We start from the raw sequence: 25,872 nt of genomic DNA on the forward strand, positions 1-25,872 counted from the left end.
AGGAAGATGGGTTGATGAACGATATCCCCCGCACGCCGGAGGTCGATCAGATCCTCGCCGCCGCCGAGCAGCTCGGGCAGCGTGACGGGTACGTGGGCGTCGAGCACCTGTTTCTCGCCATCCTCGGCGACCTCGAAACGGTGCCCACGCGACAGTTGCAACGCATGGGGGTCGATCTCGACGGCATCATCGCGCAGCTGAGGGAAACGATGGATAGCGAGAGTTTCCGAGAGGTCCGCAACCGCGCTCGGTTCCTCGATGGCCGCGAGGTCGAGCACTTCCCGGACGGCCGAGTGGTCACCGAATATCCGGATGGCCGCGTCGTCGAGCACTACGAATAGGGCTGAAACGCCGAACGTGCCCCGCCTCCGTTGATTCGGAGGCGGGGCACTGTTGTTCGTCGGACAGACCGACCGAGGCGGACTGGTTTCCGGAATCTGTTTCTGCTAAAAATCTGCCCTGTCAGGATGAGTCGGCACGCGACGACTCCTGTCCGGGGGAGCCGCCCTGTCGGGGCCTGTCAGGTCGCATCCCATCCAGTTTCCAGGGGAGAAATTGACGTACCAGCATCCGGCCGAGCCCCATGGCCAACCGCCCCGCCCAATGCCGCAGAGGCATACGCCGAAGAAACCCCAGCAACCGAACCGCGTGGATCATCGGCGGCTCAGTCGTTGCGCTGTTCGCGATGCTCTTGGTAACCGGCACCGTGACCGGCAAGGGCGACGACAAGGCAGAAGCCGCACCCGCGATGGCGTTGGACTGCGTGCCCGGCGTGTGGCAGGGCCGGATAGTTATGCGGGCGACGTGGGACACCGGGACCGATGAGGGCCGAAACGAGACCATACCCACCTTCATCCAGTGCTAGGTTGGCCCCCGATGAAGCTGCTCCATATCAGCAGCGGCCTGACCACGTGGCAGGGCCGCTGGTTTAGGCTGCGTCACAATCTGTACTTCCGGTTTAGGCGTGTCTCCCGTGAGCCCGGCTACACCGGTGAGAACCAGTGGAATCCTCATCGTGAATACGGCTGGTGGGTCATCCGTCCGGCCAGTGGATGGCGTCGGATCCGCTGGATAACCCCGGCCCTGCACTACACGCGCGCCATCCCCGCTGATGACATGTACGCCGTCGGCAGTTGGATGCTGGAGAAGCTGGAGAAGTAAGGCCGGTAATCCGGATATAGCGTCCAGGGTCCGGTTGCGCCCCGCCTCCGAATCAACAGAGGCGGGGCTGTGTCCAGTGCCAGCCGACCCGGCACCGTCTCCGGCCCGAATCTCGGCGATGCGCCGCTCGCTCCGTTCCGACGCCACTGGACACCGCCACGGCTACTCCCCGGCTCACCGACGGGCCGGGGAGTTGGCCGCCTCTCGTCAAAGCCATATCGTCGTCTACCGACACAGACCTGCCTGCGCCGCCGATGCTCCGCCTGGTCGGCAGCCGAAGCCGTCCGATCGTATGCAGGCGATGCTCGACTGGTTGACCGTCGGATCCACCTCATGCGTTCTCGCGCTGGGCTTTATCAGTCCAGCCGGGGCCGAACAGCTGACCGTGACCGGGAGGTGTTCTACACCTGTCCGGTCGTCCGCTGGGACCGCGACTTCCAAATCAGCAGTGCGGCTTGTGCGATGAAGAAGATGCCGCCGCCGGTGGCGTAGACGGACAGGACATCCAGAGATGGGGCGGGGCCGATGGCTTGGCTGACGTAGACGGCGCCGACCAGGAAGGATAGGCCGCCGGAGATCAGGGTCGGCCATTGTTTGCCCAGGGTGGGGCCGCGGCGGTAGAGGCCGACGGCCAGTTGAGCCGCACCGGATATCGTTGCCCAGATACCGAATACGGCCAGCACGGCGGCCACACCGCCAATGGTTCCGGCAATGCCGAGGGCGATGGCGACCAGGGTGCTCAATGCGCCGTTGAGGGCGGTCACGCGGCGTTCGGAGCCGTCCGGCACCGCGAGGTAATCGATGGCGGAGGACACCGCATCGATGAGGGGGTAGGCGATCAGGAGGGTGAGCGCGACGGCGTTCAGGGGGTCGTGGGCCGCGGCGAAGGCGATAGCCCACACTATCGCCAGGAAGCCGCGGACCAGATACAGGCGGATCATCGACGAACGTTCGGACGTCGAAACAGGCTGGACCGCAGTGGTGTTCATGAAAACTCTTCCATTCGATCGGTGTGAATGAACAAAGGCAGTGGAATCGCTAGCCGATGAGATCCCGTACGGTGGGTCCCCGCCCGTGCAGTACCGCGAGCTCGGCCCAGCTCCACAGCGCCGCCGTACCCGCGAAAACCGTTGCCACACTGCGCTGCTCGCCCCATCGGAACGCGCGAAACGGGAACATATCGATCACTCCTTGGATGCGAAGACGAATTCCCGGACCGCGGAGTCGAAGCGCTGGGGTTCCTCCAGATGCCCCATGTGCCCGCTGTGTTCCAGCACGACCAGGCGCGAATCGGGAATCAATTCGTGCAGTTCCCGTCCCCAGCGCGGCCCGCAGATGACATCGTGGCGGCCCACGATGACCAAGGCCGGGACGGTCAGGTTCGGCAGATCGGCGCGGTCATCGATGAGATCGGGAGACAGGTCCGCGTCCAGTCCCGAGATATAGCTCGCCCGCAGGCCGGCCCGGAAGCGAGCCCACCGCTGTTCATTTCCCCAGTAGTCGGCGAAGTAGGACGGCAGGATTCCGCGCGCGACGGAGAGGGTCTGTTCGTCGCTCGAAATATCCTGCATGGCAGCGAATGCCGCGAGTACCTCATCCAGTTCGGGCCGGTCCGCGTGCGCGGCGGCGAACTCCTGGATTCGGCGCGTGGCTTCGGTCCCGTGCTCGGGGCCGGTGACCGGTGCGCCCTCGTACAGGACCACGCCCGCGAGCCCGGTCGGTCGGTGCAGTGCGTGATAGGCGGCGACGAACGCCCCGTGCGAGTGGCCGAGCAGATACACCTCGGGCACGCCCAGGTGGTCGATCAGCCGTTGCAGGGCGCGGCTGTAGCGCTCCCGGATGTAGCCGTGCGGATGGGTGGGCAGGCGACCGGATTCGCCGGTGCCGAGCGCTTCGACGTACACCATGGTCAGGTGTTCCTCCAGGGCGGGCATGCGCAGGTAGTCCCAGAAGATCCCGGGTCCGCCGGGGTGCGCGAGGCATACCGGTCCACTGCCGTGCACGTGGTACCGCTGTGCGATGCCATCGGAGTCGAAGGTGTGGGTGCCGGGCGCGAGGGTCTCGCGGATCGAAGGCGGTGTGGACATCACGCCGCCCGCAGCGGGCCGATGAACGACTTGCGCAGCGCGGACGGTCCGACCAGGGGCAGCAGTGCCGCCAGGATCTTGCCCTTGAACGCCTGCGGGGTCCGGGTCAGTTCGACATCGACGCGGCAGCCGGGCAGATCCGGTGTGATTCGGAAGACCCAGCCACCGCCCGCGCCGAAGAGCTTGGAATCCAGGGTGGTGACGGTGACGGTGTCACCGGCCGGATCCCAGTCGTAGCGGGCGCGTTCCCAGGCGGCGGCGGTGCCCTCGGTGACCTCGGCCCAGGTGTCGCCACGATCGTGGACGACGAAGTGTTCGGCGTCGATGCTCGGCCACACCTCGGCACGGGTGGGCCCGAAGTCGGTGAGCACGTGCATGACCTCGGCGGGAGACAGCGTGGACATCAGGTGAAAACGGACGGTAGCCATGGAAATACCTTCGCCGCCGACGGCATGGCGCCGAATCAGTCAGTTGACGCTGTCTTGACGTAATCCTGTTTCGGTAGGGTCGCGACCGGTCCCGTATGCCATAGCGGGTCCGGGAGGAGAGCGCCACACATGCCGATGTTCGGACGAGATGCCGAGCTGAAAGACCTGTCCGCCCTCGTGGACGGCCCCGGCGACCAGAGCGGCATCCTGATCGAAGGCGAACCCGGGATCGGGAAGTCGACGCTCGTCGAGCAGACTGCCGCCGCCGCGGCCATCGCGGGGCTGCGGGTGCTGCGAACCGCCGGAGTGGAAGCCGAACGCAATCTCGTCTTCGCCGGACTGCATCGACTCCTGTACCCGCTGCGCCGCGAGTTCGACGCCCTGCCGCCGCGTCAGTTCGACGCGCTGGCGACCGCCTTGGGCATGTCGGATGCCACCGACGAGCCGAGCATCCACCTGGTCGGGCTCGCCGCCCTGACCCTGCTCGCCGATACGGCGGCCGACCGAGCGGTACTGGTTGTCGCCGAGGATGTGCACTGGCTCGATCTCGCCAGCGCCGAGGTGCTCGCCTTCGTCGCACGCCGCATCGACTCCGAACCCGTTGCCATGCTCGCTACCCTGCGTGACGGCACGACCTCACCGCTGCGCGATGCCGGACTGACCGTCATGTGTATCGGTCCGCTGCCCGATGACGACGCGAACGAGCTACTCGACAGCACCGCACCGGAGCTGCCCGCTCAGGTCCGCCACCGGGTGCTCGCCGAGGCTCACGGCAACCCGCTGGCGCTGACCGAACTGCCGATGGCCGTAGCGGATCTCACCGACACCGCCCTGGCGCTGCCTTTGACCGAACGTCTCGAACAGGCCTTCTCAGCGCGCGGCGCCGCACTGCCCGGGCCGACCCGGTCCGCGTTGCTCGTCGCGGCCCTCAACGACGGCGACTCGGCCGCCGAAACACTCACTGCCGCAGGGATCCTCCTGCAATCCGCGGTGACATCCGAGGTGCTCGCGCCCGCCGTGGCGGCCCGGTTGATCAGCGTCGGTTCCGGCACGGTGACTTTCCGCCATCCGCTGGTTCGGTCGGCCCTCGCGGCGGCGGCGACCGCCGCGGAACGCCGCCGCGCTCACCTGGCACTCGCCGAAACACTCGATGACTTGCCGGAACGCCAGGTGTGGCATCGTGCGGCGGGTGCCGCTGGCGCCGACGAAGACGTGGCCGCGGCCCTCGAGGGCGCCGCCGAACGATCCCGGCACCGCGGCGGCACGGTCGCGGCGCTGGAACGCGCCGCGGCCCTGAGCGTCACCCCCGGTCGACGCGCGGATCGCCTGCTGCGCGCGGCCGAACTGGCCGTCGACTCCGGTCACCGGGACACAGCCGAACGGCTGGTCGGCGCCGCGCGCACGCTCCCCCTCACGGCGGAGCAGGAGGCGACCGCGAAGTGGGTGCTCAGCGGGTTCGAGGACGGAATGCGCGACAATCCTTCGCACATCGGTGAACTGGCCGCGCTCGCGACCTCCGTCGCTGCCGATGGGTTTCCGGATGCCGCGCTGCGGATCCTGTGGGGTGCGGCAGCGCGATGCTTCTGGTCCGAACCCGGGCCCGATATCCGGCGCGCGGTACTCGCGGTCGCCGACACCGTCGGCATTCCCGAAGGTGATCCGCGCAAGCTCGCGATCGACTCGATCGTGGCCCCGTTCGAGCGCGGAGAACAGGTCCTCGGCCACCTGCGTGTGCTGGCCGCGACCACGGGGCGCGATACAGAGACCGATCACTTTCTCAGCAGCGCGGCCTATCAGGTCGGCGCTTTCGACCTCGCGGCACACTTCGCCGGTGCGGCCGCACCCGGATTCCGTTCCGCCGGGCAGCTGGGGCTGCTGACCCGGGCACTCGCGATCCAGGCCTGGAGCCTGGCCCGGGTCGGTGACCTCGCCGCCGCCGCGCCCATCGCAGCCGAGGCCGTGGCCTTCGCCCGGGAAACCGGGCAGCCTTTCATGCATGCGACCGTCACCACGGTGCAGGCCGAAATTGCGGCTCTGCGTGGGGACTACCCGCAGGCCGCGGCGCTCACGGCCGACGCCGAACGGACCGGACTGGCCGCCGGCGCGCGCCCAGTGCTGGCCACCGTGCAGCTCACTCGGGCGCTCATCGCGCTCGGCGAGGGCCGATTCGATGACGCCTACGCCGACCTGGCCCGCATCCACAATCCGCGCGACCCATCGCATTCACCGGCGTTGTGCGCATATTTCCTCTCCGAACTCGCCGAGGCCGCGGTCCGCGCGGGGCGAACCGACGCCATGGCGGACCTGCTGCGCGAACTGGAGCCGACGGCCGCGTCCACGCCATCGCCCGCTCTGCACATCGGAATGCGTTACGCCCGAGCGGTTCTCGCCGGTGACAAGGCCGGGGAGCTGTTCGCCACCGCACTGGCGGCGGATCTCACCGGCTGGCCCGCCGAACGCGGCCGCCTGCACCTGGCCTACGGCGAATGGCTGCGGCGACAGCGCCGGGTCGTGGAATCCCGCACCCATTTGCGCATGGCCCGAGAGATTTTCGACGCCCTCGGCTTCGCCGCGTGGAGCGAACGGGCCCGCCTGGAGCTGCGTAGCGCGGGAGAATCCAGCCCGAATCGCGACCCGGACGCCCGGGAACGGCTCACCCCGCACGAGCTGAGCATCGCGCAACTGGCGGCACAGGGGCTGACCAATCGGGAGATCGGGCAACGGCTCTACCTGTCGCACCGGACCGTCAGCACCCACCTGCACCGCATCTTCCCGAAGCTCGGCATCAGTTCACGCGGGGACCTCGCGGCACTGCTGCCCGCCTCGGACGAAACGGCCGATTGATCGACCGGTCGCCGGTGCGACCGATCGACACCGATTACGTCATCCGACGCACGCGGCGGCGCCGGTGCGCTGCCTAGCGTCGATGGCATGAACATCAACCGACGACGACTTTTCAGTGGAGTGCTGGCGGCGGTCCTGGCCGCGGGTACCCTCAGCGCCTGCGCCACGGACTCCTCCACCACGCCCGCGACCGCCACGCCAGGCTCGGCCCTGCGGGCGGGATCGGGAGCCAACACCAGCCTGGGCCCCATCAAGAAGATCGACGCCGGTGTCCTCTCCGTCGCCTACGCCGAATTCGGGCCCGCCACCGGGCAACCCGTGATCCTGCTGCACGGCTGGCCCTACGACGCGTACAGCTACGCCGATGTCGGCCCGCTGCTGGCCGCGGCCGGATACCGGGTGCTCGTCCCGTTCCTGCGCGGCTACGGTGAGACCACCTTCCTGTCCGCGCAGACCGTGCGCAACGGACAGCAGTCGGCCATCGCGCGCGACATCATCGACTTCATGGACGCCCTGCACATCGACAAGGCCGTCCTCGGCGGATTCGACTGGGGCGCACGCACGGTCGACATCATTGCCGCACTGTGGCCGCAACGCGTCAAGGCAATGGTCGCGGTGAGCGGATACATCATCACCCAGCAGGCCGCACAGCAGCAGCCGCTGGCACCCGAAGCCGAACTCGGCTGGTGGTATCAGTACTACTTCGCCACCGAACGCGGCCGCCTCGGCTACAACCGTAACCGACACGATTTCAACAAGCTCATCTGGCAGCGTGCCTCCCCAGCATGGAATTTCGACGACGCCACCTACGACCGCAGCGCAACCGCCTTCGACAATCCCGACCACGTCGACATCGTCATCTCCAACTACCGGTGGCGGCTGAGCCTGGCACCGGGCGAACCGCAATACGACGCCTACGAACAGCAACTCGCCACCGGACCGGCCATCACCGTGCCCGCCATCACCATCGGCAGCGACTTCGACGGCGCGGCCAAGGACGGAAAACCCTACGCCGCCAAGTACACCGGCAAACATGAGCACCGCATCCTCGACGGCATCGGGCATAACGTCCCGCAGGAAGCGCCGCACCCGTTCGCCCAGGCGATCATCGACGCCGACCGTCTGTGAGGGCGCGAAACCCCTTGCCGTGCAGTCGATATCCGGCTCCGGGCACTGCGTGTGCCCGGAGCCGGACGCGGTTACAGGGCGGCGCGCTGCTGGATGCGGCCGCTGCGTTCGAGCTCCACGACGGTGTCGATCCCGATCCTGCGCAGGAACGAGTAGTCGTGGCTGACCACCAGGATCGCGCCACGATAGTCGGCGAGAGCTTCGACCAGTTGCTCGACACTGGCGATGTCGAGGTTGTTGGTCGGCTCGTCCAGAATCAGCAGCTGTGCCGGTGGATCGCCGAATAACAAGCGCGCCAGCGATACTCGAAAGCGTTCACCGCCCGACAGCGTCGAGACGGGCCGTTCCACACTGCTGCCGCGGAGCAGCAAGCGGGCCAACCGATTGCGGATCGTGGCGGGCGCGGTGGCGGTGGCCACCGCGTGGACGTTGTCGAGCGCGCTGGCTTGCTCGTCCAGGCTGTCCAGACGTTGCGGCAGATATCCCACCCGATCGGTGAGCAGGGTGCCGCGTTCCGGGTGGCGGCCCGCGAGCAGGTTCTCGATCAGCGTCGACTTGCCCGCACCATTGGGGCCGATCAGGGCGACGCGTTCCGGGCCCTGAATGACGACGCGCCGGTCACCGTCGCTCAGTTCCGCAATGCGACGATTGCGCGGCACATCCGGATCGGGCAGTTCGAGATGGATGTGTTCGTCGCGGCGGACCCGAGCGGACGTGGCATCCACGATGTCCTGGGCCGCACGGATTTTCGCATCGAGAGTGGTGCGCATCGCCCCGGCCGACCCTTGCGCCCTGCTGGCCCGGTTGCCCGCGAGAATCCGCGGAATTCCCCCGTCCCGCTGTGTCGCGCGGGCGGTGCGCTCACGTCTGGCGAGCTTGGTCTCGGCCTCGATCCGCTGCCGCTGCTCGACCTTCAACGCCTGTTCAGCGGTCCGAGCCGCCTGTAGGGCCGCCGCCTGCTCCTGTTCGACGTACTGTTTCCAGGCGCTGTAGGGCCCGCCGAACACCTCCAGCGCCGCGCTACGCAATTCCGCGGTGGCATCCATCCGCTCGAGCAATTCGAGATCATGACTCACCACGACGAGGGTGCCCGGCCACGAATCCACGAATTCGGCCAGCTTGGCTCGGGTTTCGCGGTCGAGGTTATTGGTCGGCTCGTCGAGCAGGGTGATCGGGGTGCGCTGGATCCGCAGTCCCGTGATCGCGACGAGCACGGCTTCACCACCCGAGATCTCCCCTACCTTGCGGTTCAGATCGCCGGCGCTGAAACCGATTTCGTGTAGCGCCTCGTCAGCGCGGGATTCGATGTCCCAGTCGTCATCGATCGTCTCGAAGTGCTCGTCCGCGGTTTCGCCGGACTCGATCGCGTGTAGGGCTGCGAGTTTGCCTGCGATACCGAGTAATTGCGCGATGGTGGCCTCGCGGCCGAGGGTGAGGGTCTGCGGGAGGTAACCCACCGCACCGCTGGTTTCGATGCGCCCGGACGTCGGCATCAGGATTCCGGCGATCAGCCGCAACAGCGTCGATTTCCCGGCGCCGTTGCGGCCGACCAAACCGGTGCGCCCGGTGGTCAGCGTTGCGTTGAGCCCGGATACCGCGACGGTGCCGTCGGGCCATTCGAAGGACAGATTCTGCAAGGTGATCGCAGCGGACATGGGGGTGGACATGGGTCGTCGACTCTTTCCTGCTCGCGAACGAGCGGCCGCAAGTTTCACGCCGTGGTCGAGGTGACCGTCGGCGCGCATGATTTCGGAACTTTGCGGAGGCAGGCGAAGGCGAGAATGTCTCGGGCCGTTCGAAGACACCGAGGGAGAATGTGCGATGGGAAGCGCCGCCTTCGACTGGGCGGCTAGATTCTGTCGACTTCCTCGATGAGCACGTGACTACCCTACCAGCGGTGTCAGATAGTGATGGTCTGGTATTCGGTGTACTGGCCCAGACCCACAGCCCCGTATTCGCGACCGATCCCACTGGCCTTGAAGCCCCCGAAGGGACCGTCGAATCCGATCGGTGCACCGTTGACGGTGACCGTACCGGTCCGGATTCGGCGGGCGACGGCCACAGCCGCGTCCTCGTCCGCCGACCACACACCACCGGAGAGCCCGTAGTCGGAGTCGTTGGCGATGCGGATCGCATCGTCGATGTCGTCGTAGGCGAGAACGACCAGGACCGGGCCGAAGATCTCCTCCCGCGCGATGCGCATGGTCGGCGTCACATCGGCGAACACCGTTGGCGTGACATAGAAGCCGTCCCGCAGACCGGGTGGAAGCTGCGGGCCGCCGCAGACCAGGCGCGCGCCTTCGCCGATACCGACCTCGATATAGTCGCGGACCCGCTGTTGCTGATCGCCGCGGACCATGGGGCCGATGAAGGTGGCCGGGTCGCGTGGATCACCGACCGGCAAGGACTCGACCAGCGTTGCCAGCGCCGCGACGACCTCCTCATAGCGGGAGCGCGGGGCGAGGATCCGCGTGTGGGCGATGCAGGACTCTCCGTTGTTCAGTAGGGAACCGAACTTCAGGCCATTCATCACCGCCGTCAGATCGGCATCGGGCAGGATCACCACCGCCGATTTGCCGCCAAGTTCGAGACCGACCCGTTTGAGCTGCTCGCCCGCGATGGACGCGATCCGGCGACCGGCCCTGGTCGAGCCGGTGAACGCGATCTTGTCCACCAGTGGATGCGATATCAGGTACTCGCTCGTTTCCCGTTCGGCGGGCAGCACACTGATCACTCCGTCCGGCAGGCCGATGCGATCCACCAGCTCGGCCAGCAGGCCCATGCTCAGTGAGTTCTCCGGAGATACCTTCAGCACCACCGAGTTTCCGGCGAGCAGGGCGGGCAGGATCTTCGATGTCGCTGAGGAGAAGGGCGAGTTCCACGGGATCACCGCAGCCACCACGCCGACCGGTTCGCGCCGCACCACGCTGCGCACGCGCGCATCCGGGTCCGACGAGGTGAGCGTGCGCTCCCAGTCGAAATTCTCGGCGGCTGCGAGGTAGGCATTCGCCTGCCGGGTCAGACCGGCCTGACCGGCCTTGGTGAACCATGCGGCGGAACCGTTTTCGGCGGTAATGAGCTCGGCGATCCGGTCGGCCTGTGCCTCGCGCAGCTCATTGAACCGTCGCAGCACGGCGATTCGCTCGGCGGGCGGGGTGTCGCGCCACACGTGGCCTTCGAAAGCCGCGTGCGCCGCCACCACCGCCCGATCCACATCGGGAGGTTGCGCCTGCGCCGCCCGGCCGATGAGCGATCGATCGTGCGGAGACAGGATCTCCAGCAGTGCCGGTTCGCTGGGTTCGGTCCACGAACCGCCGATGTAGAGCCGGTCGTAGGTGATCATCTGTTTTCTCCTGGGGTTGGCGAATTGTGTTGGTCGCGATAGGTTTCCAGCAGCCGCAACCAGACTTCGCCGATGGTGGGGAACGCTGGCACCGCATGCCAGAGGCGGTCGATCCGGACCTCCCCGGTGATGGCGATGGTGGCCGAGTGCAGCAGTTCGGCGACGCCAGGTCCGGCGAAGGTGGCGCCGACGATCACTCGGCGCTCCGGGTCGATGAGGACCCGAGCGTGTCCTCGATAGCCCGGATCGTGCTGGATCGCGCCCGCGACCCTTCCGATGTCGTAATCGATAACGTCCACCACCCGCCCGGCGCGGGCGGCATCCTCGGTGGTCAGGCCGACCGCTGCGATCTCCGGATCGGTGAACACCACCTGCGGCACTGCCTCGAGGTCGGCGGTCCCGGTGTGCGGGCCCCATCTCCCGGTGTCCAACGTGAGCCCGCGTGCCCGGGCGGCAATGACCGCCCCGGCGATTCGGGCCTGGTATTTGCCCTGATGGGTGAACAGCGCACGGTGATTGACGTCGCCGACCGCGTACAGCCACTGGCCCTCGACCGCGGTCACAGTGAAGGTGTCGTCGGTGATCAGCCACTGGCCGGGTGTCAGGCCGACGGTGTCGATGCCGAGATCCTCGGTGCGAGGTGCGCGTCCGGTCGCCAGCAGCAGTTCGTCGGCGACCAGCCGCGTGCCGTCGGCGAGGGTGAGGTGGATGCCGTCATCGGGTCCACCCGCCCGTTCGGCCGCGGTGATGGTCGTGCCGAACCGCAGCTCTACACCGGCCTCCCGGAGCCGCTCGGCGACCAGGTTCGCGGCGAATGCCTCCATGCGGCCCAGCAGCCGGGACTCGCGGGCGATGAGGGTGACCCGCGCACCGAGCGCTTGCCAGGCGGTGGCCATTTCGACGGCGACCACCCCGGCTCCGAGAATCGCGAGCCGGTCGGGTACTTCCCGGGCACCGGTGGCTTCGCGACTTGTCCACGGCCGCACCGCATCCAGGCCCGGCAGCGGCGGCAGGGCCGCGGACGTGCCGGTGCACACAGCCACCGCGCGCCGAGCGGCGAGCCGCACGATGCCGCCCTCGGGCGTGTGCACGGTCACCTGCCGCGGTCCATCGAGTCGGCCATGGCCACGAATGAGGTCGACCCGCACGGAGTCGAGCCAGTTGACCTGGTCCCGGTCGTTCCAGCCGGCCGCCATGCGGTCACGGTGTTTCAGCACCGCGGACACGTCCAGGCGGCCGGTGACCGCGCTACCGACTCCCGGAAAGCGTACGGCCTCGCCGTAGAGCAGGGCGGGGCGCAGCAGGGCCTTGCTGGGTTCACAAGCCCAGTACGAGCATTCGCCGCCGACCAGCTCGGATTCAACGATCACGGTGCTCAATCCGGCGGCGCGGGTGCGGTCGGCGACATTCTCACCGACCGGCCCGGCCCCGATGACCACGACGTCGTAGGTACGAACTTCCTTGTCGGACATGATGTTCCCTTCGATAGACCAGTCATCGGCCGGGTGCGCGCTGCGTGATTTCCTGGAGGAACCAGTCGTTGCCGTCCGGATCTGTGAACGCGGCGAACGATCCGTAGCTGCGCCGCTGCGGATCCACCCCGGGGACCCGGCTTTCGGTTCCGGCATGGTGGAACACACCGGTCGCGTCGCGGAACGGTCCGTCCACGGCGATCCCGCGTTCGGTCAACTCCGCGATGGTCTTCTCGATATCGGTGACGATCAGATGCAGGCCCCGCAGAGATCCGGGCACGGCCGCGGTGACGCCGGTGCCGAAGATGATCGAGCACGCCGAACCGGGCGGGGTGACCTGCACGACGCGATAGCCGTCGTCCACCGGGAAATCGGCATCGAGACGGAAGCCGAGCCGCTCGGTGTAGAAGGCCTTGGCGCGGTCGACGTCGGCGACGGGCAGGACGACGACTTCCAGTTTCATATCCATGATTCGTGTTCTCCTCGAAGGTCTTTCGGGATGATCAGTGGGCGGATTTCACGGCGGCCTGCTCGATTACCTCGGCCACCCGATCGGGATGCGAGACGGCGACCGAGTGCGAGGCCGCCACCTCGGTGACCTGCGCGTGCGCCCGTTCGGCCATGAATCGCTGCGCCGCGACCGGGATATTGAGGTCCTCGGTGGTGATCACGTCCCAGCTGGGCCTATCGGTCCAGGCGGCGACGGTGGCCTTCTCCTGGAGCGCGGCTTGGAGGATCGGGCGCTGGGAGGCGGCGGCCAGGGCGGCGCGGTCGGCGGGGACGTCGGCGGCGAACTGGTCGCGGAACTTGGCCTGCTGGATATACAAATCGGTACCGGTGCTGCCGTCTGGATTGGTGAACGGGACCGGATCGAGCGTGCCGGGCAGGGTGGACCCGGGGAACTTGCCGGTCAGCTCGAGCGCGGTCTCGCCGGGCGCGGGCAGGAACGCCGCCACGTACACCAGCGCCTTGACCTGATCACTGCCGGCCGCGGCGGCGCTGATGACCGATCCGCCGTAGGAGTGCCCGACCAGTACGACGGGTCCGTTGATGTGGCTGATCAACCCGCGCAGGGTGCTGGCGTCGGCAGCGGGCCCGCGCAGCGGATTCGCCGCCGCCACAACCGGATAGTGGTCCTTGCGGAGTTTGTCGATGACGTCGTTCCAGCTCGATCCGTCCGCGAACGCGCCGTGCACCAGGACGATGGTCGGCTTCGGCGCGTCCTCGGTCGGCCCGGCGTGAGTGGTGCTGGCGGTGCACGCGACGGCGAGGCTACCGGCCGCGACTGCGGCCGTGACCGCCGCGATCGCCCGGCCCGCGCGCCAGATCCGGGGGCGTCGAATGTCGACCATGTCATTGTCCCTTCGAGGAGCGGTGAAGCACGTTGTGCGGCTTCCACTCTGGTTCCCGCTCCCCCGCCGCCACATCTGTCAACCGACGCAGACCATGACGTAGTCAGCACCCGACGCACCCGCCGAGCCCCGGCCGGTTACCGTACCGGCACTGCGGCCGAGAGCCGCCGAAGCTGGTCGTCGGAGAGCCGCAGATCCCCCGCGGCGACGTTGTCCGCGAGGTGGGACTGCGAGGTCGTGCCCGGAATCGGCAGCATCACTGGCGATCGGTGCAGCAGCCAGGCCAGCGAGACCTGTGCGGGTGTCGCGCCGACCTCGGCCGCCACCTCGGCCACGGGACCGTCGGCGACGGCGTGCGCACCGGCCCCGATCGGGAACCAGGGAATGAACGCGATGCCCTGTGCCGCAGCGTATTCCACCACGTCCTCGTGACCGCGCTCGCCGATGTTGTACAGGTTCTGCACACTGGCGACCGGAGTGATCGCGGCCGCCTCGCGCAACTGCTCGACACTCACCTCGGAGAGACCGATATGGCGCACCTTGCCCTCGTCGACGAGTTGCTTCAACGCGCCGACCTGATCCGCCAAGGGGAACGCAGGGTCGACGCGATGCAGTTGCAACAGGTCGATGCGGTCGAGTCGCAGTCGGCGCAACGACAATTCGGCCTGCTGACGCAGGTAAGCCGGATGCCCGAGCGGAATCCACTCCGGCGGCGCGGGCCGCACCGCACCAACCTTGGTCGCGATGACGACCTCGTCCCGATACGGTGACAACGCCTCCGCGATCAGCGACTCGTTCTCGCCGAGTCCGTATGAATCAGCGGTGTCGAACAGATCCACCCCGAGCTCCACGGCACGACGCAAAACCGCGATGGCGGCCCGCCGATCATCCGGCGCGTTCCAGATGTGAAACATGGCGTTCGAGAAGCCGGGCACCTGCGGTGCGGTCAATCGCATGGTGCCGTATCCAATTCGACGCACCGCCAGGTCTCCGCCCAGCTGAAATGTCGTTGTCATCGGCTCGATCTCTTTCTCTTCATGAGCTGCGAATCGCGGCCTGCAGTGGCCGCGTCGACGAAGCTAGGTTTCGCGGGCGCGCCGCCGCGAGCGTCGAATGACGTAATCACCGTCGGTGCGGCCGAGTCCGGGGAAGGTGCGATGCAGATGCGAGCCGACCGTGCGGGTCGCAGGCCAGGGCATCGAGTTGGGGTCCCGTCACCGTGGCGGGCTGGTCATCGAGGACACCGATCTGACCCGGGTGATCGCGTCGATCGGCGCAACCTCCCGATGATCACTCTGCTTCAGCTCTAGCCAGCACAGATCAGTTCCAGGGGGCCAGATCAGTGGCGGTAGGTGCCAGCTGCACCCCGAAGGTCCACGATCCGATCATGCCGAAACCGAGCGCCGGTTCAGCCGTCTTGACAATTGACCGCGCCGGATGGTGAATGACAGTGCGCCGGTTCGAGAAAGGGTCCATCGTGCAGCCTGGGGATGACAGTGTGTTGGATGGCTTTGCCCGGCGGGCGGTTTCGCTGGAGGGTGCGGAGAAGACCGTCTACGTGGCCGGGTCCGGTCCGGCGGTGATCCTGATGCCGGAGATGCCCGGCATCAGCCCCGACGTGGTGCGGCTCGCCCGGTGGGTGCGCGATGCCGGATTCACGGTGTACATGCCGTCGCTGTTCGGGGTCGACGGCGCATACCCCACCGTCGAACTCGGGGACCGGATCGCGAGACGGGCCTGTATCAGCAAGGAGTTCCGCGCCTTCGGCGGCGGGGAGACCAGCCCGATCGCGGTGTGGCTGCGAGCATTGGCGCGGGTCGCACACGAAGAGTGCGGCGGTCCGGGTGTCGGCGCGATCGGTATGTGTTTCACGGGCAATTTCGCACTCACGATGACTCTCGAGCCCTCCGTCATCGCCCCGGTCGTCAACCACCCCTCACTCCCCCTGGACAACCCGGCCGCCCTGGAGCTGTCCCCGGACGATGCCTCCGCAATCAAGCGACGCTTCGAACGCGACGACCTGCAAGCGCTCGCCTACCGCTTCGAGGGCGACAAGTGGTGCACCGCCCAACGTTTCGCCGCCTACCGCCAACTCCTCGGCGACCGCTTCGACGGCCGCGTAATCCCGGCCGAGTACGCCAACCAGGAACCGCCCCCGTTCTTCCGCGACACGGTCGAGACCCCGCACAGCGTGGTGACCGCCCACTTCGTGGACGAGGAAGGGCACCCGACGGTGCAGGCTCGGGACGAGATCCTGGCGTACCTGCGCAGCAGGCTCCGCACGTCCTGAGTCGGCTGTGCGCGCCGAGCGATGAGCAGACCGGCGTCAAGGCCGTATCTGCCGAGGTAGATGACAAGATCCGGCGCCCCGTGAGTGACGTAGGTGCGGTCATCTAGGTAGGTGCATGGTGAGTGCGAGCCATTCGGTGATGGCGATGGCGCCGCGCCCCTCGGGACCGAGCGCTCGATCTTCATAGCGGCGTCACCATTGATGGTCACAGTGATGTGGCTGCCCGAACACGGCGGCACGAGTCTGCCCGCCCCCCCGGACTGTGATGCCTGTGGAAGAAGTACCCCGGTCGAGCCGCATAAGTGGCCTGCCGCCAACTGCGAACGACAGTCGAATGTGCGACCGCCGCATCGGGCCCCCCGCGCGGCATCCGCAAAACCTCGAGACGATCCACAACCACCCGCCCCAACTCTGCCGAACCAACAAATCCGCAAACCTGATCGGTCGAGAATGCGCTGATGCAGGGGTGCTCTCGGCGTTTGCCTGCATCAGCGCATGGTGATCGCTTGTCCAATATTCGGGGGTGTCGTGTGGGTGGCTGTCGCGGACCTGCCAGCGGCGGCGGGGGCATCGTGCGGCGCGGGGTCGCGACACATTGGCAGGGCAGCACGTTTCGGATGCCGTGGCCGCAAGTGAGCGGCCGGGATATTCTGGCTGGTGCCCGCCGGGTAGCTCACGAGTAGCCAATGGTTGAGATCGATCCGCTCGAGACACAGCGTGATGTTGGTAGTGATGTCGTCACGGAGTTGAATGCTGCCGGTTTCGCGGACGCGGAGGAGATCGGGCGGGGCGGGTTCGGGGAGGTGTATCGATGCACCCAGATCGATGTGGACCGCACGGTGGCGGTGAAGGTGCTGACCGGCGAACTCGACGAGAATCGGGAGCGTTTCTTTCGCGAGCAACGTGCAATGGGGCGGCTGACCGGGCACCCGAATATTGTCGACATGCTCGAGGTCGGTGCGACCGGAAGCGGTCGCCCGTACCTGGTGATGCCGTACCACCAGCGCGGCTCGCTCGATGCGCGCATTCGCGGCGACGGCCCGTTACCGCTGCCGGAAGTGCTGCGGCTCGGGGTGAAGATCGCGGGTGCGCTGGAGACGGCGCATCGGGCCGAAATTCTGCATCGCGATATCAAGCCGGGAAACATCCTGCTCACCGACTACGGCGAACCCGCGTTGACGGACTTCGGTATCGCCCACATCGCCGGTGGGTTCGAGACGACGACCGGCACGATCACCGGTTCGCCGGCGTTCATCGCTGCCGAGGTGCTGAGTGGGGAGGCCCCGAGCCGGGCATCGGATGTGTACGGGGTTGGGGCGACATTGTTCTGTGCCCTGACCGGGCACGCGCCCTTCGAGCGCCGCAGCGGTGAGCAGGTGGTCGCGCAGTTTCTGCGGATCACCGAGCAACCGGTCCCTGATCTGCGCGAGCGGGGAATCCCGGGCGATATGTGCGCGGTGATCGAGTCGGCGATGTCGCGCGAGCCGCGGGACCGCCCGACCGCTGCGGCGCTGGGAGAGCAACTGCGGCAGGTAGAGCGCAATCATGGTTTCGCGGTCGACGAGATGGCCCTGCAAACCGAAATAGGAGCCGAGCGTGCATCAGTTGCGACATCGGTGCCTGCACCGGAGACAGGTGTGGGGAACCTGCCGCTCGAACTGACCAGCTTTGTCGATCGGCGGATCCAGGTGGCCGAGGTCAAGAACCTGCTGGCCGGGTCGCGTCTGGTGACGCTCACCGGGATCGGCGGGGTCGGCAAATCACGGCTCGCACTGCGAGTCGCCCACAAAATGAAACGGGACTTCGCCGGCGATGTGTGGCTGGTCGAGTTGGGTGATCTGCGGGATGCAACATTGGTGGTCGACGTCGTGGCCGCCGCCCTCGGTCTGCGCAGCCAAGATGCGCGACCCGTACTCGAAGTGCTGGCGCAACTGTTGTCCCCGCGCAGCCTGCTGCTGGTGCTGGACAACTGCGAGCAGGTGATCGATGCGGTCGCGAAACTGACCGAGTCGCTGTTGCGGACCTGCCCGCAGTTACGGATTCTGGCGACCAGCCGCGAAGCTCTGAACGTGGGCGGGGAGTCGGTATTTGCGGTGCCCCCGTTGGGAATTCCCGATCCGACGAGCAAGCCGACGCTGCGAGCAGCGGCTCGGTACGACGCTGTGACCTTGTTCGCCGAACGAGCTGCCGCGGCCGTACCGGGCTTCACGGTAACCGACGACACCAGCCTCAGCGTGGCCCGGATCTGCGCCCGACTGGACGGGTTGCCGTTGGCGATCGAGCTGGCCGCAGCCCGCCTTCGGACGATGTCGCCCGAGCAGATCCTGTCCCGGCTGGACGACCGGTATGCCCTGCTGACTCGCGGGAGCCGGGGCGCCCCGATGCGACAGCAGACCCTGCGCTGGTGCATCGGCTGGAGCTATGACCTGTGCACCACGGTTGAGCAGCAACTGTGGAACCAACTGTCGGTCTTCTCGGGCGGTTTCGAGCTCGACGCCGCCGAACAGGTGTGCAGCACCATCTTGACCGAGGCGGAATTGCTCGATGCGTTATCCGCGCTGGTGGACAAGTCGATCCTGATCCGCGAGGAAACCGATGGCACCATCCGCTTCCGGATGCTCGAGACCGTCCAGGAATACGGGAGGCAGAAAGCCGAAGACAGCGCAGAGTACCCAGAATACCTTCAGCGCCACCTGGATTGGTGCGAGCGATTGGCTCTCCGAGCAGAGGCGGAATGGATCAGCCCACATCAGCCGCACTGGGTTGCCCGACTGGAACGGGAGTTGCCGAATCTGCGGAAGGCGCTGGAATTCAGCCTGACGGAGTCGAACGAGAGCGGGGTCCGAATTGTCGCCGCCCTATATCCCTTCTGGGTTTGGCGTGGGTGGCTCAGCGAGGGACGTCACTGGTGCGAACGCGCGCTCGCCCATACGACCGGTGTGCAGACCGCCGACCGAGCCAAGGCACTCTACGGAGCCACTGCCATGGCCGCGATGCAGGGTGAACCAGGAGCGACCACAGCCTATGTGACCGAACTCCAGACCCTGGCCGAGCAGACGGCGGACCCCTGGGTCAGAGCCTTGCTTGCACATTCCGAGGGCACCAAGGCTCTCGCCGAGGACGACGGTGATCTGGCCCGCGCCGACAGAAACCTGGCCGACGCGGTAGGAATATACGAAGCACGCGGCGACCTCATATTGCAGCTGGACGCCCAGTTCTTGCTCGGATGGGTTCATGCACTGCAAGGCCACACATCACAGGCCATTGCCTGTCTCGAGAAGACGATCGCCATCACCAAATCCTCCAAAGAAGCGTTGGAACGGGCGTGGGCGATGTGGGTAACGGGATTCGCGGAGTGGCGAGAGGGCGAGTCCAACCGGGCCGAGCAATTGTTGAAGGAGGGTCTTCGGTTGGCCGAACTGGTGGCCGATCCGCTCGTCGCTGCGGCCTGTACGGAAATGCTGGCCTGGATCGCCAGCAAACAGCACTATGCCCGGCGCGCGGCTATCTTGATGGGTGCCGCCGACTCGTTGGGCAACGCTGCTTGCAGCTCCGCATACATATTTCGCAATTTGCGCGTCTATCACGAGGAATGCGCTCGGAACAGCCGCAAGGCGCTCGGACAACGAGCATTCGAGGGCGCCTACCGTGCAGGCGCCGCGATGAGTCTCGATGCCGTGGCCGACTTCGCGCTCGGCGACGAATCCGAAGCCGCGCCGGTCCGTGCTCCGGCAGGGAATTTGACCAAGCGTGAGCGCCAGGTCGCTGATCTCGTCGCTCGAGGTCTGACGAACAAGGCAATCGCCGCCCAGCTGGTAATTTCGCAGCGCACCGCCGAGGGACACGTGGAACATATCCTGACCAAACTGGGCTTCACCTCGCGCACCCAGATCGTGGCGTGGGCCGCCGAGCAATCCGAACTGTGAATCTTTCGGCGGTTATACGCATTTCGCCCGTACAGTCACGCGCCGAGAAACAATCGTTCGTTCGGCAAGCGGGTTTCGGGCAGGCCTTCCTCGGCGGTATTGAGCATCAATTCGATTGCGCACCAGTGGTTTTGCTGGCAATCACGGATCAGGTTGTATGCCGCGGCAACGCCGGCTCGATAGTCGAAGGCCATTTCGCCCAGCCAGATGCGCAAGTGCACATCACCGTGCGTCGGGAACCCCGCTCCCCCGACGGGGCTCGCCTCCTGGGCCGGCCCACGTAGTGGCGGTGGCCGCTTCGCCGACGAACGGCGCGCATCGTGAACCGCACGCTGTCGATGCTGTGGATTCATGAGTGTCCTCGAGAGATAAATCCTGGCCTGTCGCCTGCAGCCTTCTTTCCGCGAGCACGATCAGCGACCGGAAAACTACCTAACCCGCATACGTGTTTCTTTCTGCCTGCGCAGGGGCCGTGGCCCGACCGCTGAATCCCGACTGCGCTGCGACGGGCCGCAGAAGCGTGGATAGTCCAAGGGGCAGCACCTGGGCGACGCCGCCGCTGTAGGTAGTCAGAAGCGCAGCGATCGAGCCACGCGCGGATCTGCCACCAAGTCGTTGCATCGACGGTCGAGACAGGTGGAGTCCGAACCTCGACCGCTTGGCGCCGGATCCCGGGCGTCTGCACCACTACCGCCCACGACGTCACAGGCGTGCAGCAATCTGGATCGTGCACCGAGGGCGCTCGCGCCCGGACGCGGCGGATCAATGTAGAGCGCCGGCGACCGTGACGACACCGGCGAACGTCGCGACAGCGGTGCTGCCGATGGCGAGAACCCACAGGTCGCGCGCATCGGGCATGTCGGCACCGGATTCCAGGGCTTGCCGCACCTGCAGCCACCTGCGCAGGCCGGCGACCGGCGCGGCGACCGCCAACAGGATCAGCACGGTACCGAGCAGGGCACGCACCGACCCAGTGCTGAATTCGGGAACCAGGTGCACCATTGCGATCCCACCGGCGAGTAGACCGAGCGAGGTTCGAATCCAGGCCAGAAAGGTCCGCTCACTGGCGAGTGTGAAGCGCTCATCCGGTCGCGAATCGGGTTCGATGGGAGTCGTATCTGCCACGTCACGTCACGTTAGGAGACCCAGGTCCCATTCTCACGGCGCTCCGCACCAAAGTTCGATGCCCCGATTGTCGTCACGTCACAATTCCGTGGGCCAGGACTGTGTCCGGCCGGGCAAAATGGGCAGCAGCGCCAGCGCGACGCGCTGCTTCAGCGTCTCGGTGTCGATGCTCCGACCCGACAGCCATTCGATTTCCGTGCCGGGCGAATCCACCCACGTTTGTCGTGGGCTAACAACGAGTCACACACACATTGGCATGCGCTCACAAGCGCTCTCGTGCACGTCGACGCTAGCTTGTGACCATGATCACGTTACCTCCGCGAACCAAAGCGGATCTATCCGCCCAGGTCGTGGCCACCACCGGCGCTGGCAGCGGAATCGGGAGCGAACTCGCCATACTGCGCGCCGCCCGCGGCGCGTCCCTCGCCCTGTACGACATCAATGAGGCCGGCCTCCTCGACACGACCGACGCGGTGCGATCCCCCGGGCGTGCGGTCCGCACCAGCTGGGTCGACATCTCCGACACAAAGCAGATGGCCGGGCGCTGCGCGTGGAACTCGAGCCGCACGGAATCGGAGGCACCGCGATCTGCAACGGTCGCCGCGCAAGCCCACATCGGATACACGCTGTCCCGGGCCACCCCGCCGGTGGGTCGCGACGAAGCTCGGCGCCGTCACCGAATGAGTGTGCAGTGACATCGGTTTCCCCTCAGCCCTTGCGGGTTTCGGTATCCGATCGGCTCGAACGTCTGCCTATCTGCCGCTGGCATCACATGGTCTGCGCCCTGATGATCGGCGCTTTCATGTTCGAGCTCATCGACCTCTATACGTTCGCGTTCAGCGCGCCGGCACTGATCGAGCACCTTGGATTCACCGTGCGTGATGTCGGCGCCATCACCGCCGCCACCGGCGTCGGTGCGTTCATCGGAGCGTTCGCCGGTGGATGGGCGGCCGGGCGGTTCGGCCGCAAACCGACACTCGTCGCCTGCCTGCTGCTGTTTTCGGCGCCGTCGTTGTTCAACGCGGCAGCCTCGACACCCGAGTCGTTCGTGCTCCTGAGGTTCCTCATCGGAATCGGGTATCAGGGGATGACGGTGGTCGGTGCGGTCCTGCTGGCAGAACTCGTCCCCGGCCGGGTGCGTGGTCGCGCCATCGCGTGGGTGATCACCATCGCCGGAATCGGTCCGACGTTGCTCGCGTGGCTCGCATTCGCCCTGATACCCAACTTTGAATGGGGATGGCGCGCGCTGTACATCCTCGGTGGGCTGGGGCTGTTGCTGGTGGGTCCCTTCCTTCGGTATCTACCGGAGTCACCGCGCTGGCTCGAGTCCCGCGCGGACCTTGCCCGCGCCGATTCGATAATGACCGGCATCGAGGATGCGGTGCGCGCGGCCGGGCACACGATCACACCCCTGCCTGCATCGGTACCCGCCCCGATTGCGACCTCCACGTCGACAGAAAATCGCGGCAGCGGGATTCGCACCCTCTTCCGGGAGGGATACGGCAAACGATTCGTCGTCGCCTGCGCGTTATGGATTCTCGGTGTGGTCGCCTACTTCGGGTTCACCGGATGGCTGTCGACGCTGCTGAAACTGAAGGGGTATGACCTCGGTCAATCGACACTTATCACCGCTGTCGTCACCACCGTCGGCGTGCTGGGATTCTTCGCAAGCACCATGGTGACCGATCGTTGGCAGCGCAAGCATTCCCTCGCCGTCATCGGCACAGTGTTGGGCATAGTCGCGTTGCTGTTCACCGCGGGAAATTCCACCGCCTACGTCCTGGGAATCGGTTGCGTGCTCCAGGTCCTGTTCCAGGTAGTCGTACCGCTCACGCAGACGTATTCGGCCGAGATCTTCCCCACCCGGTTCCGATCGATAGGCTCGGGCTGGGCCAGCGCCTCGGCCCGGCTCGGCAATATCCTCGGCGCATTCGCCATCACAGCGATTCTGGATCACTTCGGAATCCCCGCGGTCTTCTACTTCATCGCTGCCCTGATGTTCATCCTCGCCATGGTCATGGCGTTCCTCGGGGAGTCCACGAGCGGCTCCCTCGAACGGTCCGATGAACTTGCCGCCCCCGAGAGCGCGGTCCCAGCCGACGGGAACTGACGCCGGACAGTCGCAGCGATCGTCAGCACCCGGTCCGGCCGGAAGAAGCGATCGGCTCTGAACGACGGTCTGCCGCTCGGCCCACTGGCCGACCCCACACCCGCAGTCTTCCCCGACCTGACGCGCTAATCGCGCAAAGAACCCAGATAGACAGCGCTTTCGCCAGCGCTGAGCAGAGGAGCAATGCATGGCATTGAACGAGTACACCCCTGGCACCGCCTTTACGGGAACGGTCGGACCCACCATCGACCAATCCAGTCCCGCCTGGCCGAGACCGGTCCGCGCCGCCGCGGGCGCACCGAACGTGGTGCTGATCGTGTTCGACGACGTCGGCTACGGACAATTGGGGTGTTACGGCAGCCCGATCGAGACGCCCCGCCTCGATGAGCTAGCTGCAGATGGCCTGCTCTACAGCAATATGCACACCACCGCGCTGTGCTCACCGTCGCGCTCGTGCATCATCACCGGACGCAATCATCACGCCAACGGGATGGCAGCGGTCACCGAGTTCTCCACCGGTTACCCCGGATACGACGGAAACATCCCGTTCTCCAATGGGTTTCTCTCGGAGATGCTGCTAGCGCGCGGTTACAACACCTACGCGATCGGCAAGTGGCACCTGACACCCGCCGACCAAGAATCGCCCGCCGGCCCCTACAACCGCTGGCCGCTGGGACGCGGCTTCGAACGCTTCTACGGCTTCCTCGGCGGCGACACCAGCCAGTGGTACCCGGATCTGGTCCACGACAACCACCAGATCGAGCCGGAACGCACTCCCGAAGAGGGCTACCACCTGAGCGAAGACTTGGCGGACAAGGCAATTCAGTTCGTCGCCGACGCCAAACAGGCGGCACCGGATAAGCCGTTCTTCCTCTACTTCTGTCCCGCCGCCGCCCATGCTCCACACCATGTGCCCAGGGAGTGGGCCGACCGCTACAAGGGCCGATTCGACGAGGGCTGGGAGGCCTATCGGGAAATGGTGTTCAACCGGCAGAAGCAGATGGGCGTCATCCCCGCCGATGCCGAGCTGTCCGAACGCGATCCCGATGTGCCGGAGTGGAACTCACTGAGTCCCGACGCGCGCCGACTGGCAGCCCGGATGATGGAGGTGTACGCCGGCTTCCTCACCCACACCGACCACCACATCGGCCGCGTGCTGGACTTCCTGAAGGAAATCGGCGAATTCGACAACACCATCGTCGCCGTGGTTTCCGATAATGGCGCCAGCTCGGAGGGCGGTGTCACCGGCACGACCAACGAACTGCAGTTCTTCAACAACGCGCAAGAGCCGCTGGAAGACAGCCTCAGGGACATCGACGAACTCGGCGGCCCCGACACCTTCAACCACTATCCGTGGGGCTGGACCTGGGCCGGCAATACCCCGTTCCGGCGGTGGAAGCGTGAGACCTACCGCGGCGGCACCAGCGACCCGTTCCTGATCCACTGGCCGCGCGGCATCGCGGCTCGCGGCGAGGTGCGCACCCAGTACGCACATTTGATCGACATCATGCCCACCCTGCTCGAGCTGCTCGACATCGAGCCGCCGGAATCGATCAACGGTGTGGCACAAACCCCGCTGCACGGCGTCAGCTTCGCCCACACCCTCGATGATCCCGCCGCGCCGACCCGTCGCCACACCCAGTACTTCGAGATGCTCGGCCACCGCGCGATCGATCACGACGGCTGGCGAGCGGTATGCCCTTGGCCGGGGCCATCTTTCGCCGAGTCCGAGCGACCATTCGGCACCCCGATCATGGCCCAGGACCTCGCGGACCTGGATGCCAGCCACTGGGAGCTGTACCACGTGGCCGAGGACTTCGCCGAGAACTACGATGTGGCCGCCCAGCACCCCGACAAGCTCGCCGAGCTGATCCGGCTGTGGTACGACGAGGCCGAGAAGTACCAGGTCCTTCCCATCGACGGCAGAGCGATGGCCCGGCTGTTGGACGAGCGACCTCAACTCACCGAGAACCGCACCCGGTACACCCTCCGGCCCGATACCCAGATGCTGCCCGCAGCGGTCGCACCCCGACTGTTCAACCGGCCGCACACTATCACCGCTGAGGTGACCATCCCCACCGACGGAGCGGAGGGAGTGCTGCTGTGCGAGGGCGGCTACACCGGGGGTTGGTCGTTCTACCTGCAGCACGGCCGACTGCACTACGTGCACAACTATGTGCGCCGGTCCTGGTTCACCGTGTCCTCCGAGGAAGCGATTCCGGCCGGGCGCCACCGGCTCGGCTTCGAGTTCCAACCCACCGGACTCCCCGACTTCATGCAGGGCAAGGGCGCGCCCGGCCGTGCGTTGCTGTACCTCGACGACCGCCTTGTCGGCCAGGCCGATTTCCCGGTCACCACGCCGATCATCTTCAACCCGGGCGGCCTGCGCTGCGGCGCCAACCCGGGGTCGGTGGTGACGTCGGAGTACCAGGCGCCGTTCCGATTCACCGGCGCCTTGCACAGCGTGACCGTCGACATTTCCGGTACTTCGATCACCGATACCGCAAGCGAAATACGCGCGGCCATGGCCCGGCAATAGTCGCCGTGCGCTGAACGTCACGGGTGCGCGTTCGCACCCGTGCATCAGGTCCACCCCCACGGGGGCG

The 25,872-nt window shown here is 66.5% G+C and carries 23 protein-coding genes; 10 read left to right on the forward strand and 13 right to left on the reverse strand.

Annotation, left to right across the window (positions count from 1 at the left end):
- The first annotated feature begins 14 nt into the window (after positions 1-14).
- The 3 genes from ABZ293_RS18550 to ABZ293_RS18560 all read left to right on the forward strand — a co-directional run bounded on the left by ABZ293_RS18550 (position 15) and on the right by ABZ293_RS18560 (position 1,161).
- Positions 15-341 carry a Clp protease N-terminal domain-containing protein gene (locus ABZ293_RS18550; protein WP_355182063.1) on the forward strand — a complete coding sequence of 109 codons (327 nt, stop codon included), beginning with the start codon at positions 15-17 and terminating at the stop codon, positions 339-341.
- A gap of 344 nt (positions 342-685) precedes the next feature.
- On the forward strand, positions 686-865 hold the full coding sequence (locus ABZ293_RS18555) for a hypothetical protein (RefSeq protein ID WP_355182065.1): 180 nt from the start codon (positions 686-688) through the stop codon (positions 863-865).
- Positions 866-876: 11 nt separating this feature from the next.
- Positions 877-1,161, forward strand: a complete 285-nt coding sequence (locus ABZ293_RS18560; protein WP_355182067.1) for a hypothetical protein — start codon at positions 877-879, stop codon at positions 1,159-1,161.
- Positions 1,162-1,562: 401 nt separating this feature from the next.
- Here ABZ293_RS18560 and ABZ293_RS18565 read toward each other — a convergent pair whose 3' ends face one another.
- From ABZ293_RS18565 to ABZ293_RS18580, 4 genes are read right to left on the reverse strand one after another with little or no spacing between them, the layout of a single operon-like run.
- A complete protein-coding gene (locus tag ABZ293_RS18565; RefSeq protein ID WP_355182069.1) occupies positions 1,563-2,150 on the reverse strand; it encodes a DUF308 domain-containing protein in 588 nt (195 codons plus the stop codon).
- Between the two features lie 49 nt (positions 2,151-2,199).
- Positions 2,200-2,340 carry a hypothetical protein gene (locus tag ABZ293_RS18570; RefSeq protein WP_355182071.1) on the reverse strand — a complete coding sequence of 47 codons (141 nt, stop codon included), beginning with the start codon at positions 2,338-2,340 and terminating at the stop codon, positions 2,200-2,202.
- A 5-nt stretch (positions 2,341-2,345) separates the two neighbouring features.
- Positions 2,346-3,248, reverse strand: coding sequence for an alpha/beta hydrolase (locus ABZ293_RS18575; RefSeq protein ID WP_355182073.1), 903 nt, complete (start codon positions 3,246-3,248; stop codon positions 2,346-2,348).
- Positions 3,248-3,676, reverse strand: a complete 429-nt coding sequence (locus tag ABZ293_RS18580; protein ID WP_355182075.1) for a hypothetical protein — start codon at positions 3,674-3,676, stop codon at positions 3,248-3,250. Before ABZ293_RS18580 ends, ABZ293_RS18575 begins: the two co-directional genes overlap by 1 nt.
- A gap of 129 nt (positions 3,677-3,805) precedes the next feature.
- Here ABZ293_RS18580 and ABZ293_RS18585 point away from each other — a divergent pair, with 129 nt between their 5' ends.
- Together ABZ293_RS18585 and ABZ293_RS18590 are read left to right on the forward strand one after the other, a co-directional pair.
- Entirely contained in the window at positions 3,806-6,520 is a 2,715-nt protein-coding gene (locus ABZ293_RS18585) for an AAA family ATPase (RefSeq protein WP_355182077.1), read from the forward strand.
- 87 nt (positions 6,521-6,607) lie between these two features.
- Positions 6,608-7,648, forward strand: a complete 1,041-nt coding sequence (locus ABZ293_RS18590; protein WP_355182079.1) for an alpha/beta hydrolase — start codon at positions 6,608-6,610, stop codon at positions 7,646-7,648.
- Between the two features lie 71 nt (positions 7,649-7,719).
- On the opposite strand, the gene ABZ293_RS18595 is transcribed toward ABZ293_RS18590, so the two are convergent.
- From ABZ293_RS18595 to ABZ293_RS18620, 6 genes are all read right to left on the reverse strand, one after another.
- Entirely contained in the window at positions 7,720-9,315 is a 1,596-nt protein-coding gene (locus tag ABZ293_RS18595) for an ATP-binding cassette domain-containing protein (RefSeq protein ID WP_355182081.1), read from the reverse strand.
- Between the two features lie 233 nt (positions 9,316-9,548).
- Positions 9,549-10,991 carry an aldehyde dehydrogenase gene (locus ABZ293_RS18600; protein WP_355182083.1) on the reverse strand — a complete coding sequence of 481 codons (1,443 nt, stop codon included), beginning with the start codon at positions 10,989-10,991 and terminating at the stop codon, positions 9,549-9,551.
- On the reverse strand, positions 10,988-12,463 hold the full coding sequence (locus ABZ293_RS18605) for an NAD(P)/FAD-dependent oxidoreductase (protein WP_355182085.1): 1,476 nt from the start codon (positions 12,461-12,463) through the stop codon (positions 10,988-10,990). Before ABZ293_RS18605 ends, ABZ293_RS18600 begins: the two co-directional genes overlap by 4 nt.
- A gap of 22 nt (positions 12,464-12,485) precedes the next feature.
- Positions 12,486-12,932 (reverse strand): VOC family protein, encoded by a 447-nt coding sequence (locus ABZ293_RS18610; protein WP_355182087.1) that lies wholly within the window; start codon positions 12,930-12,932, stop codon positions 12,486-12,488.
- Between the two features lie 34 nt (positions 12,933-12,966).
- Positions 12,967-13,815, reverse strand: a complete 849-nt coding sequence (locus tag ABZ293_RS18615) for an alpha/beta hydrolase (protein WP_355182089.1) — start codon at positions 13,813-13,815, stop codon at positions 12,967-12,969.
- A gap of 137 nt (positions 13,816-13,952) precedes the next feature.
- Positions 13,953-14,831, reverse strand: coding sequence for an aldo/keto reductase (locus tag ABZ293_RS18620; RefSeq protein WP_355182091.1), 879 nt, complete (start codon positions 14,829-14,831; stop codon positions 13,953-13,955).
- 461 nt (positions 14,832-15,292) lie between these two features.
- Between ABZ293_RS18620 and ABZ293_RS18625 the strand changes: the two genes are divergently transcribed.
- Together ABZ293_RS18625 and ABZ293_RS18630 are read left to right on the forward strand one after the other, a co-directional pair.
- Entirely contained in the window at positions 15,293-16,105 is an 813-nt protein-coding gene (locus ABZ293_RS18625) for a dienelactone hydrolase family protein (RefSeq protein WP_355182093.1), read from the forward strand.
- 686 nt (positions 16,106-16,791) lie between these two features.
- Positions 16,792-20,031: a protein kinase gene (locus tag ABZ293_RS18630; RefSeq protein ID WP_355182095.1), complete on the forward strand. Its 3,240-nt coding sequence runs from the start codon at positions 16,792-16,794 to the stop codon at positions 20,029-20,031.
- A gap of 35 nt (positions 20,032-20,066) precedes the next feature.
- Here ABZ293_RS18630 and ABZ293_RS18635 read toward each other — a convergent pair whose 3' ends face one another.
- The 3 genes from ABZ293_RS18635 to ABZ293_RS18645 form a co-directional block, all read right to left on the reverse strand.
- Entirely contained in the window at positions 20,067-20,246 is a 180-nt protein-coding gene (locus tag ABZ293_RS18635) for a hypothetical protein (protein WP_355182097.1), read from the reverse strand.
- A gap of 547 nt (positions 20,247-20,793) precedes the next feature.
- Positions 20,794-21,138 carry a DUF202 domain-containing protein gene (locus ABZ293_RS18640; protein ID WP_355182312.1) on the reverse strand — a complete coding sequence of 115 codons (345 nt, stop codon included), beginning with the start codon at positions 21,136-21,138 and terminating at the stop codon, positions 20,794-20,796.
- A 96-nt stretch (positions 21,139-21,234) separates the two neighbouring features.
- Positions 21,235-21,369, reverse strand: a complete 135-nt coding sequence (locus ABZ293_RS18645; RefSeq protein ID WP_355182099.1) for a hypothetical protein — start codon at positions 21,367-21,369, stop codon at positions 21,235-21,237.
- Positions 21,370-21,458: 89 nt separating this feature from the next.
- Here ABZ293_RS18645 and ABZ293_RS18650 point away from each other — a divergent pair, with 89 nt between their 5' ends.
- The 3 genes from ABZ293_RS18650 to ABZ293_RS18660 all read left to right on the forward strand — a co-directional run bounded on the left by ABZ293_RS18650 (position 21,459) and on the right by ABZ293_RS18660 (position 25,805).
- Positions 21,459-21,851: an SDR family NAD(P)-dependent oxidoreductase gene (locus ABZ293_RS18650; protein ID WP_355182101.1), complete on the forward strand. Its 393-nt coding sequence runs from the start codon at positions 21,459-21,461 to the stop codon at positions 21,849-21,851.
- Positions 21,848-23,266: an MFS transporter gene (locus ABZ293_RS18655; RefSeq protein ID WP_355182103.1), complete on the forward strand. Its 1,419-nt coding sequence runs from the start codon at positions 21,848-21,850 to the stop codon at positions 23,264-23,266. Before ABZ293_RS18650 ends, ABZ293_RS18655 begins: the two co-directional genes overlap by 4 nt.
- Positions 23,267-23,453: 187 nt before the next feature.
- On the forward strand, positions 23,454-25,805 hold the full coding sequence (locus ABZ293_RS18660) for an arylsulfatase (RefSeq protein ID WP_355182105.1): 2,352 nt from the start codon (positions 23,454-23,456) through the stop codon (positions 25,803-25,805).
- Positions 25,806-25,872 lie beyond the last annotated feature (67 nt).

This window comes from Nocardia sp. NPDC005998, assembly GCF_040614395.1.
In the GTDB taxonomy this organism is placed as follows: Bacteria; Actinomycetota; Actinomycetes; order Mycobacteriales; family Mycobacteriaceae; genus Nocardia.